Consider the following 13,401-nt stretch of genomic DNA (forward strand, 5'->3'; position numbering starts at 1 on the left):
GGAGTGGCTGAGGAGACGGGGCGGCTGTGACCCGTCTCACCTACCGATTGTTCGGTTGACGGCGCATTTTGGCTACAGGCGGCCCAGGGCTGTGGACAAACGGTTTTCCACAGCCTGGAATGAGCGCAGGACGTCCACGGCGAGGAAGCGGGGGGACATGGCGCCTGAACAAATGGCCTACGGACCGCAGGGTGGCGGCGCGCCGCCGCCCCCGCGCCCGCTGGACGCCATCGACCAGGACATCCTGAGGATCCTCCAGGGCGACGGCCGCGCCTCGATACGGTCCGTCGCCGAACGCGTACACGTCTCGCGCGCCAATGCCTACGCGCGGATCAACCGGCTCGTCGAGGACGGGGTGATCCGGGGTTTCAGCGCCCGCGTGGATCACGAACGGGCAGGCCACAGCACGTCCGCGTACATCACATTGAAGATCGTGCAGAACACCTGGCGCACGGTCCGCGAACAGCTCCGGCAGCTACCCGGCGCCTCCCACATCGCCCTGGTGGGCGGCGACTTCGACGTGCTGCTGCTGGTGCACACGCCCGACAACCGGGCGCTGCGCGAGCTGGTGCTGACGCGGCTCCAGGCGATCCCCGAGGTGCTCAGCACCCGCACGCTGCTGGTGTTCGAGGAGGAGGACCTGGAGCCGGAGGGCTGAGGTCAGCCCCGGCGCAGTCCCGAGAAGACCAGCCGGACGACGGCGTCGGCCATCTCCGGGCCGTTCGCGCCGCGCGCCTCCGGCCGGTACCACTCCACGATGGAGTTGATCATCCCGAAGACCAGCCGGGTGGCCAGCCGCACCTCCACGTCGCCGCGTATGTCCCCGTCGGCCGCCGCGGCCTTCATCAGCTCGGCCACCCGGTGGTCGAAGTCGCGGCGCCGCTCCAGCGCCCACCGCTCGGTCTCGGTGTTGCCGCGCACGCGCAGCAGCAGCGTCACATAGGGCAGTTCGGCGGTGAGCACCTCGACCATGCGGCGCACGACGTGCTCCAGCCGGTCGGCGGCGCGCCCCACGCGCGCGTGCTCCTCGTCCAGGATGGCGAACAGCCCGTCCAGGGCGCGGCTGACGGCCCGGCGCAGCAGCTCCTCCTTGCCGCTGACGTGGTGGTAGATCGACGACTTGGAGATGCCGGCCGCCTTGGACAGGTGCTCCATGGAGGTGCCGTCGTAGCCGCGCTCGTTGAAGACCCGCACGGCGACGGAGAGCAGCGTTTCGGGGGTGTAGGTGTCGCGTCTGCCCGTGGTCATGAGGTGCTCTCCCGCCGGTCGTTGGCATAGGCGTGACGGTAGAGCGCGAGGGAGGGCGCGTAGCGTCCGGAAGGGTCGCGCTCGTGCATCTCGTCCAGGATGTCGAAGGCGAAGTCGCGGCCGAGCCTGCGGCCCCACTCGAAGGGCCCGAGCGGGTAGTTGACGCCCAGGCGCATCGCGGTGTCGATGTCCTCCTCGGTGGCCACGCCCTTGGCGACGGCGTCGTGGGCGAGGTCGATGATCCGGGCGACGGTGCGCGCGACGATCATGCCGGGGACGTCGCCGATGACGCTGACGTCCTTGCCGAGCGCCTGGAACAGCCCGGTGGCCTCGGCAAGGGTCCGCGGCGAGGTGTCCGGGGACGCGGACAGGGCGACGCGGGTGGCCGCGCGGTAGTCCAGGGCGAGGTCGAAGTAGACGACGTCCCGGAACTCGGCGGAGGTCTGGCCGTCGGCCAGGACCAGGTCGCCGCCGCCGGGCAGCACCAGGCGGGTGCCCTCGTTCTCGTCCTCCTCGCGGACCTCGATGCCCGCCTCGCGGATCAGCGTGAGCAGCTCGGCCGCCGGGCCCAGGCCGCCCTCGGCGACGACGTGGGCGGGCGGGCGCTCCTTGTCGGCGGTGTGCGGCTCGGGCCGCTCCGCGCCCTCGGTGTAGTCGTACCAGCCGCGCCCGCTCTTGCGGCCGAGCCGGCCGGACTCCACCAGCCGGCGCTGGGCCAGGGAAGGAGTGAAGCGCACGTCCTGGAAGAAGGACTGCCACACCGAGTGGGTGACGGACTCGTTGACGTCCTGGCCGATCAGGTCGGTCAGTTCGAAGGCGCCCATCTTGAAACCGCCCGACTCGCGCAGGACCGCGTCGATGGTCGCGGGGTCGGCGGCCTGGGCCTCGTAGACGGCGAACGCCTCGGCGTAGAAGGGCCGGGCGATGCGGTTGACGATGAAGCCGGGGGTGTCGGCGCAGGCCACGGGGGTCTTGCCCCAGGCGCGGGCGGTCTCGTACGCGCGCGTGGCCGACGTGAAGTCGGTGGCGAACCCGGAGACCACCTCCACCAGCGGCAGCAGCGGCGCCGGGTTGAAGAAGTGCAGGCCGACGAAGCGGCCCGGGTGGCGCAGGGCGCCGCCGATGGCCGTCACCGACAGCGAGGAGGTGTTGGTGGCCAGCAGGCAGTCCTCGGCGACGATCTCCTCCAGCTCGCCGAAGAGCCGCTGCTTGACGTCCAGCCGTTCCAGGACGGCCTCCACCACCAGGGCGCAGTCGGCCAGCTCCGCGAGGCCGTCCGCGGGCGTGACGCGGGCGCGGGCCGCGTCCCGGGCGCCGGCGGAGAGCCGGCCCTTCTCCACGAGCCGGTCGAGCCGGGCGCCGATCGCTTCGGCCGCGTCCCGGGCCCGCCCGGGTACGGCGTCGTAGAGCCGTACGGGATGGCCGGCGACCAGCGCGACCTGGGCGATGCCCTGGCCCATGGTGCCGGTGCCGACGACGGCCACGGGGCTGCTGAGGTCGAGTGCTGTCATGTGCGCGATCCTCCCGCACGACGTTTTCCACAGATGCGGCGGACCCCCTTGTCCCGACCGATCGTTCGGTTACTCTAGCTCTGACGGGCAGTCCCTGCCCAGGTCACGGACTCGACGAAGAGGCTCTCCAGACGAGGAGTTGGTCCCGCATGGCCGCCGAACCGACCGCCCACGAGCTGCTCCGGAAGCACCGGCCCACGCTCGACCAGGCGCTGGAAGCGATCCGCACGCGCGCGTACTGGTCCCCGCACCCCGAGCACCCGAAGGCGTACGGCGAGGACGGCAGCCTGGACGCGGCGGCGGGCAAGGCCGCCTTCGACGCCCTGCTGGGCAACCGCCTCGACCTCACCGACCAGCCGGGCACCGACGACTGGGTGGGCGGGGAGGTCTCCCCGTACGGCATCGAGCTGGGCGTGACCTACCCGCATCCGGACATCGACGTGCTGCTGCCCGCCATGCGGGCCGGGCAGCGCGCCTGGCGGGACGCGGGCCCCGAGCTGCGGGCCGTGGTCTGCCTGGAGATCCTGAAGCGGATCAGCGACCGCACGCACCAGTTCGCGCACGCGGTCATGCACACCTCCGGCCAGGCGTTCATGATGGCGTTCCAGGCGGGCGGTCCGCACGCCCAGGACCGCGGCCTGGAGGCGGTGGCGTACGCGTACGCGGAGCAGATCCGCACCCCGGAGCAGGCGGAGTGGACCAAGCCGCAGGGCAAGCGCGACCCGCTGGTCCTCACCAAGCGGTTCACCGCGGTCCCGCGCGGCATCGGCCTGGTCATCGGCTGCAACACCTTCCCGACCTGGAACGGCTTCCCCGGCCTGTTCGCCTCCCTGGCCACCGGCAACGCGGTCCTGGTCAAGCCGCACCCGCGCGCGGTGCTGCCGCTCGCGCTGACCGTCCGGATCGCCCGGGACGTGCTCGCCGAGGCCGGCTTCGACCCGAACCTGGTCGCCCTGGCCGCCGAGCGACCCGGCGAGGGCATTGCCAAGACCCTCGCGCTGCGCCCCGAAATCAAGATCATCGACTACACGGGGTCGACGGCGTTCGGCGACTGGCTGGAGACCAACGCCCACCAGGCGCAGGTCTACACGGAGAAGGCCGGCGTCAACACGGTGATCGTGCACTCCACGGACGACTACCAGGGCATGCTGTCCAACCTGGCGTTCTCGCTGTCCCTGTACAGCGGCCAGATGTGCACCACCCCGCAGAACCTGATCATCCCCCGCGACGGCATCGCCACCGACCAGGGCCACAAGTCCTTCGACGAGGTCACCGCCGACCTCGCGCGCGCGGTCGACGGCCTGCTCGGTGACGACGCCCGGGCGAACGCGCTGCTGGGCGCGATCGTCAACCCGGACGTCAAGGCCCGCCTGGAGGCAGCGGCCGGTCTCGGCGAAGTCGCCCTCGCCTCCCGCGAGATCACCAACCCTGAGTTCCCGGACGCGGTGGTGCGCACCCCCGTCATCGTCAAGCTGGACGGCGCCAAGCCGGACGACGAGGCCGCGTACATGAGCGAGTGCTTCGGCCCGGTCTCCTTCGCGGTAGCCGTCGACTCGGCGGCCGACGCCGTGGAGCTGCTGCGCCGCACCGTCCGGGAGAAGGGCGCGATGACGGTCGGCGCGTACACCACGGACGCCGTGACCGAGCAGGCCGTCGAGGAGGCCTGCCTGGAGGAGGCGGCCCAGCTCTCGCTGAACCTGACCGGCGGGGTCTACGTCAACCAGACGGCCGCCTTCTCCGACTTCCACGGCTCCGGCGGCAACCCGGCGGCCAACGCGGCCCTGACCGACAGCGCCTTCGTGGCCGGCCGCTTCCGGATGGTGGAGGTGCGGCGGGAGGCCTGAGCCCGGCCTAAACCAGTGGCACGCCCCCGGTCGCGCTCCAGTGGTACAGCGTCATCGCCACGCTGGTGGCGAGGTTGTAGCTGGAGACCTGGGGGCGCATCGGCAGGCGCAGCAGGTGGTCGGCGCGGGCGCGCAGCGGAGCCGACAGGCCGGTGCGTTCCGAGCCGAAGACCAGGACGGCGTCGTCCGGCAGCCGGGTGCCACGGATGTCCTCGCCCTCCGGGTCGAGCGCGAACAGCGGCCCGGCGGGCAGGTCGTCGAGGTCCAGCCGCTCCACGGCGGTCGCGAAGTGCAGACCCGCGCCGCCGCGCACCACAGTGGGGTGCCAGGGGTCGAGCGTGCCCGTGGTGACCACCCCGGTCGCCCCGAACCCGGCGGCGAGCCGGATCACGGCACCGGCGTTGCCCAGGTTGCGCGGGTTGTCCAGGACCACGACGGGGGCGGTGCGGGGCGTACGGGCGAGCGCGCGCAGCTGCGCCGCGCGGGACGGCCGTACGGCCAGGGCCGCCACACCGGTCGGATGCGGGCGCGGGACGAGGCCGGCGTACTCCGGCCCGGACACCTCCGTCAGCAGGCCGTCCAGGGTGTCGCGGACGTCCCCGGCCAGCTCCTCGGCGAGGGCGAGCGCGGCCCGCCGGTCGGTGGTGACCGCGACCGGCACCTCGGCGCCGAAGCGCAGCGCGTGCTTGAGGGCGTGGAAACCGTCGAGCAGGACGGCGCCCTGAGCGTGCGCGCGCCAGCGGCTCAGCGGGTCGGTCATGCGGTGAACCCTACGTGGTCGGCCGTGCTCTCTTCCGTGGGACGCGGTGCGGGGACCGCGCGGCCGGCACCCCGGACGAGCCGCCCCCGCGCGCGTGCCGCCAGGCCGCCGATCCGGCACAGGAAGGACGTCGGCAGGAACACCGCGTCGGCGGCGATCATCGCCAGCGAGAAGAACGGCAGTCCGAGGACGACCGCGATCACCGCGTGCTCGGCCATCATCACCACCAGCAGGACGTTCTTCACGCGCCGGTTGAACAGGGTGAACGGGAAGGCGACCTGCGCCATGACCGTCCCGTAGGCCACGATCATCATGATCGTGCCGCTGGAGGACATCAGGTCCGCCAGCGCGGGCCAGGGCGAGAAGTAGTCCAGGTGGAGCGGGTAGTAGACGGCGGTGCCGTCCTGCCAGCGCGAGCCCTGGACCTTGTACCAGCCGGCCGTGGCGTAGATCAGGCACGCCTCGGCCATGATCACGACCAGGGCGGCGTTGTGCAGGACGTTGGCGATGACGTCCAGCAGGAGCCGGGGGTCATGCCGGGCCGACCACCGTTCGACGGCCCACCGCAGAGCGTGCCCCGCCCACACCGTCCACAGCAGCACCGGCATCTGCCAGCCGTTGTTGTCGAACCGCCCGGTCAGCGTCGCCGTACCGAGCGCCAGGCCGAGCACCGCCCACAGCACCGGCCCCACCAGGTCGGCGGGCACCCGCTCGCCCCGCGCGCGTGCCGCGTCCGCCTGGGCCGCGCGGCGGGCATCCAGGGACCACACCTGTCCGCAGCGCGTGAACACCAGGTAGATCGACATCAGGTGCAGGACGTTGTCACCGCCGTCGCCGACGAAGACACTGCGGTTCTGCAGCGACAGCACGCCCATCATGAACAGCACGGACGCGGTCCGGGTACGCCAGCCGAGCACCAGGGCCGCGGAAGCGAGGACGGCCAGCGCGTAGCAGATCTCGAACCAGAGCCGCCCGTCGGACCACAGCAGCGCCGAGAAGGCGTGGTTGTCGGCGGTCAGCTGCTTGGCGAGGTTCCAGCCCCACGGTCCGGAGGGACCGTACAGCTCCTGGCGGTGGGGGAACTCGCGCAGCAGGAACAGCAGCCAGGTCCCGGCGAACCCGATCCGGATCACGGCGCTCTGGTACGGCCCGAGGGCCGCGCCGGTGACCTGGGCGACACCGCGCGACAGCGTCAGGGACAGACGGTTCACCGCACGCCTCCCGCGGCCTCGTCGGACGTCACGGACCACCAGGGCAGCAGGCGGTAGACGGGTTTGTCGGACACGCGCTCACGGCTCCAGGGCGGCGGCTGCACATTGGTGGTCCTGGAACGGACCTGCACGCGCTGGATCACGCCTTCCCTGCTCGCCGGATCGCTCCGGTACAGGCGCATCACCACGATCCGGCGCAGGTACTGCTCGGACAGCGAGCCGCGCATACCGATGGCGCGATTGTCGGCGCCGTGCGTGCCGGCGAAGAAGTCCCAGGCCCGGCGCAGCTCGTTCTGCTGGGTGTGGCTCGGCGCCGGATTGCCGTCGATGGCGGCGCCGTCCTGGGCGGACAGGTCGGTCCATCCGGTGGTGAGCAGCCCGCCGTCGGGCATCCGGACCTCGGCGCGCACCTGTACGGCGATGTTCTGCTGGAGCGGGTTCGGGGCGAACAGCTTCCAGTTCTGCTCGAACTCGGGGTAGACCCAGTCCTCTATCGCCTCGCCGTGCCGCTTCGTCACGGTGTTGGAGGGCGTGAGGGTGAGGAACACCATCAGCAGATGCACACAGGCGCCCACTGCGACCACGGCGAGGGCGAGCGCGGCGACGACCTGGTAGCAAGGGGAAAGAGCGGCTACGCCGGTACGGGGACCGGGCACGGTCCTACCGGTACGCGGGTCGGCCTCGGCCGCGGCGACACCGGCGCGGGCCTCGGACGCGGGCACTGCGGTACGGGGGCCGGTCCCGGCGACGCCCACGCGGGACTCGGACGCGGGGAGACCGGCACGGGCATCAGGCCAGGTGACATCAGCGCGGGGCGCGGCGGTCGGCCCGTCGGCGCGGGAACCGGTGCCGGCGGCGCGGGCGCCGGACTCGGGCGTACGGGGCTCGGGCGTGGACGCGGGCGTACGGGGCTCGGGCGTGGACGCGGGGGGACGGGGCTCGGGCGTGGCGGCCGGTGGCGGGGCCGGTCGTGGTGGCTGTTCCGGGAGACGCGTCCCGGCCGGCCCGTCGGGAGCCTGTGGTTCCCGCGAGTCCTCGTCGTACGCGTCCATTGGGTCCCGTCCCCCGTTTCGGCTCATCGTCGTTCGGCCCGGTCGTTCCGCTCGGTCTCGTCCGCCCGGCGTCGGCCGGGCGGGGGCGGCCGTCGACGCCGGGTTCGTCACAGGCGCCGCATGCCGCACGAGCGCCGCCTCTCGGCGCCCGCACGGAACGGTACTCAGCCGGGGGCACCGGGCGCAGCCCCGGGTACGAACCGGGGACGTGGCCCACCCCACGGGCGCCCCGCGGGAACAGGACGGACACGGCTCCGGCGCTTCGGCCGACGCGGTGACCGGGCACGGCGGACACTGCTCCGGCGCTTCGGCCGACGCGGTGACCGAGCACGGCGGACACGGCTCCGGCGCTTCGGCCGACGCGGTGACCGAGCACGGCGGACACGGCTCCGGCGCTTCGGCCGACGCGGTGACCGAGCACGGCGGACACTGCTCCGGCGCTTCGGCCGACGCGGTGACCGAGCACGGCGGACACTGCTCCGGCGCTTCGGCCCGACGCGGTGACCGGGCACGGCCTGCCGCCGTCACCGCTGTTGCCCACCCAGCCCTCGCTCCCGCCATCCCCGCCGAGGCACGCCCCTCTGCCGGCTCTGGCTCCCGCCATCCCCCGCCGAGGCACGCCCGCACCTCTCTCCCAGCCCTCGCGACGTCTCCCGCCACCGCTCGGACCGGCCCGCACACCGCCTCACCGCACGTTGTCCACAGGTCGCGGCGGGAGTTTTCCACAGCGGTTGACACCCCGCGGCGGCCCGGCACACCATGGATTGCGCACGGACCGAACGATCGGTCGGGCCGGGCGGGAAGGACAGTGTTCACCGCAAAGCCGAGGTCAGGGGGACCGCATGGCCACAGCAGCCGCGCAGCGCACGGCCCGTACCGGGGCGGACGGCGCGCCTGACACCGCCGACACGACGGCCTACCAGCGCGCCTTCGACGCGGCCGTGGCCGCCGACGAGCGCGTCGAACCGCGCGACTGGATGCCGGACGCCTACCGCGCGACCCTGGTCCGGCAGATCGCCCAGCACGCGCACTCCGAGATCATCGGCATGCAGCCGGAGGCCAACTGGATCACCCGCGCGCCCTCCCTGCGCCGCAAGGCGATCCTGATGGCCAAGGTCCAGGACGAGGCCGGCCACGGCCTGTACCTGTACAGCGCGGCCGAGACGCTAGGCACCAGCCGTGACGAGTTGCTGGACAAACTGCACGCCGGCCGCCAGAAGTACTCCTCGATCTTCAACTACCCGACCCTGACCTGGGCCGACGTGGGAGCGATCGGTTGGCTGGTGGACGGCGCCGCGATCACCAACCAGGTCCCCCTGTGCCGCTGCTCCTACGGCCCGTACGCCCGCGCGATGGTCCGGATCTGCAAGGAGGAGTCCTTCCACCAGCGCCAGGGCTACGAACTGCTGCTGGCGCTCAGCAAGGGCACACCGGAGCAGCACGCCATGGCCCAGGACGCGGTGGACCGCTGGTGGTGGCCGTCGCTGATGATGTTCGGCCCGCCCGACGACGAGTCCCAGCACTCCGCGCAGTCGATGGAGTGGAAGATCAAGCGCCACTCCAACGACGAGTTGCGCCAGCGCTTCGTGGACATCTGCGTCCCCCAGGCCGAGTCCCTGGGCCTCACCCTCCCCGACCCGGAACTGCGGTGGAACGAGGAGCGGGGGCACTACGACTTCGGCCCGATCGACTGGACGGAATTCTGGGAGGTTCTCAAGGGCAACGGCCCCTGCAACGAACAGCGCCTCACCCAGCGCAGGCGCGCCCATGACGAGGGCGCGTGGGTACGGGAAGCCGCCGCGGCCTACGCGGCCAAGCACACCGGCGACACCGGTGGGACGGGAGCGACGCGAGCATGAGCACCACCGACTGGCCCCTGTGGGAGGTCTTCGTACGCTCCCGGCGCGGCCTGTCCCACACCCACGCCGGCAGCCTGCACGCACCCGACGCCGAGCTCGCCCTGCGCAACGCCCGCGATCTGTACACCCGGCGCGGCGAGGGCGTCTCCATCTGGGTCGTCCCGGCCGCCGCCATCACCGCCTCCTCGCCGGACGAGAAGGACCCCTTCTTCGAGCCGGCCGCCGACAAGCCCTACCGGCACCCGACCTTCTACGAGATCCCGGAAGGGGTGAAACACCTGTGACCGCCACCGGCCCCGCCACCGTCCCGGTGACCGCCGCGCTCGCCCTCGGCGACGACGCCCTGGTGCTCTCCCACCGCCTCGGTGAATGGGCGGGGCACGCCCCCGTCCTGGAGGAGGAGGTCGCCCTCGCCAACATCGCCCTGGACCTGCTCGGCCAGGCCCGGGTGCTGCTGTCGCTGGCCGGCGACGAGGACGAACTGGCCTACCTGCGCGAGGAACGGGCCTTCCGCAACCTCCAGCTGGTCGAGCAGCCGAACGGCGACTTCGCGCACACCATCGCCCGCCAGCTGTACTTCTCCACGTACCAGCACCTGCTCTACGCCGACCTGGCCGCAGGCGACGGCCCGTTCGCGCCGCTGGCCGCGAAGGCGGTGAAGGAGGTCGCCTACCACCGCGACCACGCCGAGCAGTGGACGCTCCGGCTGGGCGACGGCACGGAGACCAGCCACGAGCGGATGACCCGGGCATGCGCCGCGCTGTGGCGGTACACCGGGGAGATGTTCCAGCCGGTGGAGGGCCTGGCCGCCGACTGGGCGCGGCTGGAGGAGCGGTGGCTGGAGTCCATCACCGACGTGCTGACCCGTGCCACCCTCGCCCTGCCCGAGGGGTCGCGCACCGGTGCCTGGTCGGCGGGGGCCGGCCGGCAGGGCCTGCACACCGAGCCGTTCGGCCGGATGCTCGCCGAGATGCAGCACCTGCACCGCAGCCACCCGGGGGCGACATGGTGACCGGCACCGCCCTGGAGGCGGAACTGCTGGAGCTGGCCGGGGCGGTGCCCGACCCCGAGCTGCCCGTGCTCACGCTGCGGGAGCTGGGCGTGCTCCGCGCGGTGCACGTCCACGGCACGGACGCGGTGGAGGTCGATCTCACTCCCACCTACACCGGCTGCCCCGCCATCGAGGCGATGAGTGTCGACATAGAGCGGGTACTGCGCGCCCACGGCATGCGCGAGGTCACCGTCCGCACGGTGCTCAGCCCCGCCTGGTCGACCGACGACATCACCCCCGAAGGGCGCGAGAAGCTCCGGGAGTTCGGCATCGCACCGCCCCGCACCCGGCGGGCCACCGGCCCGGTCCCGCTGCCCCTGGGCCCGACCCGCACACGGGCCACGGCCACGAACGCCCGCACGGCCACGGATACAACTACAAACTCGGCCACGAGCGCGGCCCCGTCCCCGGAGACCGGCACCGAACCGGTCCGCTGCCCGCGCTGCGGTTCGGCCGACACCGAGCTGCTGAGCCGGTTCTCCTCGACCGCGTGCAAGGCACTGCGCCGGTGCCTGAGCTGCCGCGAACCGTTCGACCACTTCAAGGAGTTGTGATGGCGCGCTTCCACCCGCTCCCGGTGGCCGCGGTCGACCGAATCACGGACGACTCCGTCGCCCTCACCCTGTCCGTCCCGCCGGAACTGCGCGATCAGTACCGGCACGCGCCCGGCCAGCACCTCACGCTGCGCCGCCGGGTGGACGGCACGGAGCTCCGCCGCACCTACTCGATCTGCTCCCCCGCCCCCGATCCGGCGGGCGAGGGGCCGGCCACCCTGCGGGTGGGGGTCCGGCTCGTGGAGGGAGGGGCCTTCTCCACGTACGCGCTGAAGGAGATCAACGTCGGGGACGAGCTGGACGTGATGACCCCGGCGGGCCGCTTCACGCTTGATCCGGCACCGGGGTGGTACGCGGCGGTGGCCGGTGGAAGCGGCATCACCCCGGTGCTGTCCATAGTCGCCACGCTGCTGGCCCGCGAACCAAGGGCCCGGTTCTGTCTGATACGCAGCGACCGGACGGCCGCCTCGACGATGTTCCTGGAGGAGGTCGCCGACCTGAAGGACCGCTATCCCGAGCGGCTTCAGCTGGTGACCGTGCTCTCCCGGGAGGAACAGCAGGCGGGCCTGCCGTCGGGCCGGCTCGACCGGGCACGGCTGGCGGGGCTGCTGCCCGCGCTGCTGCCGGTGGAGGAGGTGGCGGGCTGGTTCCTGTGCGGGCCGTACGGGCTGGTGGCGGGCGCCGAGCGGGCGCTGCGCGACCTGGGCGTGGCACGTGACCGGATCCACCAGGAGATCTTCCACGTGGACGCGGGCTCGGCCCCCGCGGCGACGGTGTCGGCTCCCGCGCACAGCACCGTCACCGCGCGGCTGGACGGGCGCGGCGGCACCTGGCCGGTGCGGGAGGGCGAGTCGCTGCTGGAGACGGTGCTGCGCAACCGGCCCGACGCGCCCTACGCCTGCAAGGGCGGGGTGTGCGGGACCTGCCGGGCCTTCCTGGTCGCGGGCGAGGTGCGCATGGACCGCAACTTCGCGCTGGAGACGGAGGAGACGGAGGCCGGATATGTGCTGGCCTGCCAGTCGCATCCGCTGACGGAAAGAGTGGAGCTGGACTTCGACCGCTGACCCGCCGGCTCCGGCCGCCGCCGTACCGCCCGTTCCCTTCTCCTAGAACCTGTTCTATCTTGACGGACCGTCAGACGACGGTACCCGCCGGGAGGACAGGCCGTGGACTTCACCTTCACCGAGGAGCAGCAGGCGGCGGCCGAGGCGGCGCGGGGGGTGTTCGCCGGGGTGGCGCCGGACGAGGTGCCCAGCCCCGCACTCACCACCGGTGCCGTGGCCGAGGGACTGGACCGTGCGCTGTGGTCCCGGCTCGCCGAGGCGGATCTGCTGGGTCTGCTGTCGGCCGAGGCGCACGGCGGGGCGGGGCTCGACGCCATCGCGCTGTGCCTGGTGCTGCGCGAGGCCGGCAAGGTGCTGGCCCGGGTGCCGCTGCTGGAGCACAGCGCCGCCATGGCGGCCGTGCAGCGCCACGGCGGTCCGGAGCAGGCGGAGCGGCTGCTGGCCCGGGCGGGGCGGGGCGAGCTGGTGCTGACCGTCGCGGCGAACGGGCGTACCGGCCACGACCCGGCCGAGCCGGCCGTCGTCGCGCGGCGGGACGGGCGGGCGTGGCTGCTGGACGGCGTGCAGACGGCGGTGCCGTGGGCGTTCGACGCGGACCTGATCGTCGTACCGGCGCACCTCGGGAGTGCGGGTGGCGAGCGGACCGTGCTGGCGCTGGTACCGCGCGGGGCGGACGGGCTGGAGGCGGCCGAGCAGGTCTCCACCAGCGGTGAGCGGCTGGCCGAGCTGCGACTGCGGTCGGTCCGGGTCGGACCGGAGGAGGTGATCGAGGCCGAGGGCGCCTGGGAGTGGCTGCACGCGCTGCTGGTGACCGGGACGTGCGCGCTGGCGCTCGGGCTGGGCGAGCGGGTGTTGCGGATGACCGGCGAGTACACCGGCAGGCGGGAGCAGTTCGGGTACCCGATCGCGACGTTCCAGGCGGTGGCCGTACAGGCCGCGGACCGGTACATCGACCTGCGGGCCATGGAGGCCACCCTCTGGCAGGCTGCCTGGCGGATCGCCTCCGGTGCGCCGGGGACGCTGCCCGCCGCCGGGGACGTCGCCGTGGCCAAGATCTGGGCGGCGGAGGGGGTGCGGCGGGTGGTGCAGACGGCACAGCATCTGCACGGCGGCTTCGGCGCGGACACCGACTACCCGCTGCACCGCTACCACGCCTGGGCCAAGCACCTGGAACTGGCGCTCGGTCCCGCGGCGGCGTACGAGGAGCGGCTCGGGGACCTGCTGGCCACCCATCCGCTCGGCTGACG

The 13,401-nt window shown here is 72.9% G+C and carries 13 protein-coding genes; 8 read left to right on the forward strand and 5 right to left on the reverse strand.

Going from position 1 to position 13,401, the window contains the following annotated elements:
* Window positions 1–157 precede the first annotated feature (157 nt).
* On the forward strand, window positions 158–658 hold the full coding sequence (locus Srubr_RS31100) for an Lrp/AsnC family transcriptional regulator (protein ID WP_189995080.1): 501 nt from the start codon (window positions 158–160) through the stop codon (window positions 656–658).
* Between the two features lie 2 nt (window positions 659–660).
* On the opposite strand, the gene Srubr_RS31105 is transcribed toward Srubr_RS31100, so the two are convergent.
* Both Srubr_RS31105 and Srubr_RS31110 read right to left on the reverse strand, forming a co-directional pair.
* Window positions 661–1,248 (reverse strand): TetR/AcrR family transcriptional regulator, encoded by a 588-nt coding sequence (locus Srubr_RS31105; RefSeq protein ID WP_189995077.1) that lies wholly within the window; start codon window positions 1,246–1,248, stop codon window positions 661–663.
* Window positions 1,245–2,759 carry a 3-hydroxyacyl-CoA dehydrogenase gene (locus Srubr_RS31110; RefSeq protein WP_189995075.1) on the reverse strand — a complete coding sequence of 505 codons (1,515 nt, stop codon included), beginning with the start codon at window positions 2,757–2,759 and terminating at the stop codon, window positions 1,245–1,247. The genes Srubr_RS31105 and Srubr_RS31110 overlap by 4 nt, the downstream gene beginning before the upstream one ends.
* A gap of 149 nt (window positions 2,760–2,908) precedes the next feature.
* Between Srubr_RS31110 and paaN the strand changes: the two genes are divergently transcribed.
* A complete protein-coding gene (gene paaN, locus Srubr_RS31115; protein ID WP_189995073.1) occupies window positions 2,909–4,603 on the forward strand; it encodes a phenylacetic acid degradation protein PaaN in 1,695 nt (564 codons plus the stop codon).
* A gap of 7 nt (window positions 4,604–4,610) precedes the next feature.
* Here the strand turns inward: paaN and Srubr_RS31120 are convergent, their stop codons facing one another.
* Genes Srubr_RS31120 through Srubr_RS31130 form a run of 3 tightly spaced genes read right to left on the reverse strand, consistent with a single transcriptional unit; the run spans window position 4,611 to window position 7,296 of the window.
* On the reverse strand, window positions 4,611–5,363 hold the full coding sequence (locus Srubr_RS31120; RefSeq protein ID WP_189995071.1) for a TrmH family RNA methyltransferase: 753 nt from the start codon (window positions 5,361–5,363) through the stop codon (window positions 4,611–4,613).
* Window positions 5,360–6,574 carry an HTTM domain-containing protein gene (locus Srubr_RS31125; protein ID WP_189995069.1) on the reverse strand — a complete coding sequence of 405 codons (1,215 nt, stop codon included), beginning with the start codon at window positions 6,572–6,574 and terminating at the stop codon, window positions 5,360–5,362. Before Srubr_RS31125 ends, Srubr_RS31120 begins: the two co-directional genes overlap by 4 nt.
* Window positions 6,571–7,296: a DUF5819 family protein gene (locus tag Srubr_RS31130; protein WP_308439900.1), complete on the reverse strand. Its 726-nt coding sequence runs from the start codon at window positions 7,294–7,296 to the stop codon at window positions 6,571–6,573. Before Srubr_RS31130 ends, Srubr_RS31125 begins: the two co-directional genes overlap by 4 nt.
* A 1,172-nt stretch (window positions 7,297–8,468) precedes the next feature.
* On the opposite strand from Srubr_RS31130, the gene paaA reads away from it, so the two are divergent.
* The 6 genes from paaA (at window position 8,469) to Srubr_RS31160 (ending at window position 13,399) form a co-directional block, all read left to right on the forward strand.
* Entirely contained in the window at window positions 8,469–9,485 is a 1,017-nt protein-coding gene (gene paaA / locus Srubr_RS31135; protein WP_189995064.1) for a 1,2-phenylacetyl-CoA epoxidase subunit PaaA, read from the forward strand.
* Window positions 9,482–9,769, forward strand: a complete 288-nt coding sequence (gene paaB, locus Srubr_RS31140; protein WP_014673816.1) for a 1,2-phenylacetyl-CoA epoxidase subunit PaaB — start codon at window positions 9,482–9,484, stop codon at window positions 9,767–9,769. The genes paaA and paaB overlap by 4 nt, the downstream gene beginning before the upstream one ends.
* Window positions 9,766–10,497, forward strand: coding sequence for a 1,2-phenylacetyl-CoA epoxidase subunit PaaC (paaC, locus tag Srubr_RS31145; RefSeq protein ID WP_189995062.1), 732 nt, complete (start codon window positions 9,766–9,768; stop codon window positions 10,495–10,497). Before paaB ends, paaC begins: the two co-directional genes overlap by 4 nt.
* Entirely contained in the window at window positions 10,491–11,090 is a 600-nt protein-coding gene (paaD, locus tag Srubr_RS31150) for a 1,2-phenylacetyl-CoA epoxidase subunit PaaD (protein WP_189995059.1), read from the forward strand. The genes paaC and paaD overlap by 7 nt, the downstream gene beginning before the upstream one ends.
* On the forward strand, window positions 11,090–12,154 hold the full coding sequence (locus Srubr_RS31155; protein ID WP_189995057.1) for a 2Fe-2S iron-sulfur cluster-binding protein: 1,065 nt from the start codon (window positions 11,090–11,092) through the stop codon (window positions 12,152–12,154). Before paaD ends, Srubr_RS31155 begins: the two co-directional genes overlap by 1 nt.
* A gap of 102 nt (window positions 12,155–12,256) precedes the next feature.
* Complete coding sequence (locus tag Srubr_RS31160) at window positions 12,257–13,399, forward strand: acyl-CoA dehydrogenase family protein (RefSeq protein ID WP_189995055.1); 1,143 nt, start codon at window positions 12,257–12,259, stop codon at window positions 13,397–13,399.
* Window positions 13,400–13,401 lie beyond the last annotated feature (2 nt).

Origin of the sequence: Streptomyces rubradiris, assembly GCF_016860525.1 — a bacterium.
Taxonomy (GTDB): domain Bacteria; phylum Actinomycetota; class Actinomycetes; order Streptomycetales; family Streptomycetaceae; genus Streptomyces; species Streptomyces rubradiris.

Bases quoted from the DNA above. Each gene is read 5' to 3' on its own strand.
- Srubr_RS31120 (WP_189995071.1), bottom strand. From the start codon at position 5,363: ATGACCGACCCGCTGAGCCGCTGGCGCGCGCACGCTCAGGGCGCCGTC.
- paaD (WP_189995059.1), top strand. From the start codon at position 10,491: ATGGTGACCGGCACCGCCCTGGAGGCGGAACTGCTGGAGCTGGCCGGG.
- Srubr_RS31105 (WP_189995077.1), bottom strand. From the start codon at position 1,248: ATGACCACGGGCAGACGCGACACCTACACCCCCGAAACGCTGCTCTCC.
- paaA (WP_189995064.1), top strand. From the start codon at position 8,469: ATGGCCACAGCAGCCGCGCAGCGCACGGCCCGTACCGGGGCGGACGGC.
- paaB (WP_014673816.1), top strand. From the start codon at position 9,482: ATGAGCACCACCGACTGGCCCCTGTGGGAGGTCTTCGTACGCTCCCGG.
- Srubr_RS31155 (WP_189995057.1), top strand. From the start codon at position 11,090: ATGGCGCGCTTCCACCCGCTCCCGGTGGCCGCGGTCGACCGAATCACG.
- paaN (WP_189995073.1), top strand. From the start codon at position 2,909: ATGGCCGCCGAACCGACCGCCCACGAGCTGCTCCGGAAGCACCGGCCC.
- Srubr_RS31110 (WP_189995075.1), bottom strand. From the start codon at position 2,759: ATGACAGCACTCGACCTCAGCAGCCCCGTGGCCGTCGTCGGCACCGGC.
- Srubr_RS31100 (WP_189995080.1), top strand. From the start codon at position 158: ATGGCGCCTGAACAAATGGCCTACGGACCGCAGGGTGGCGGCGCGCCG.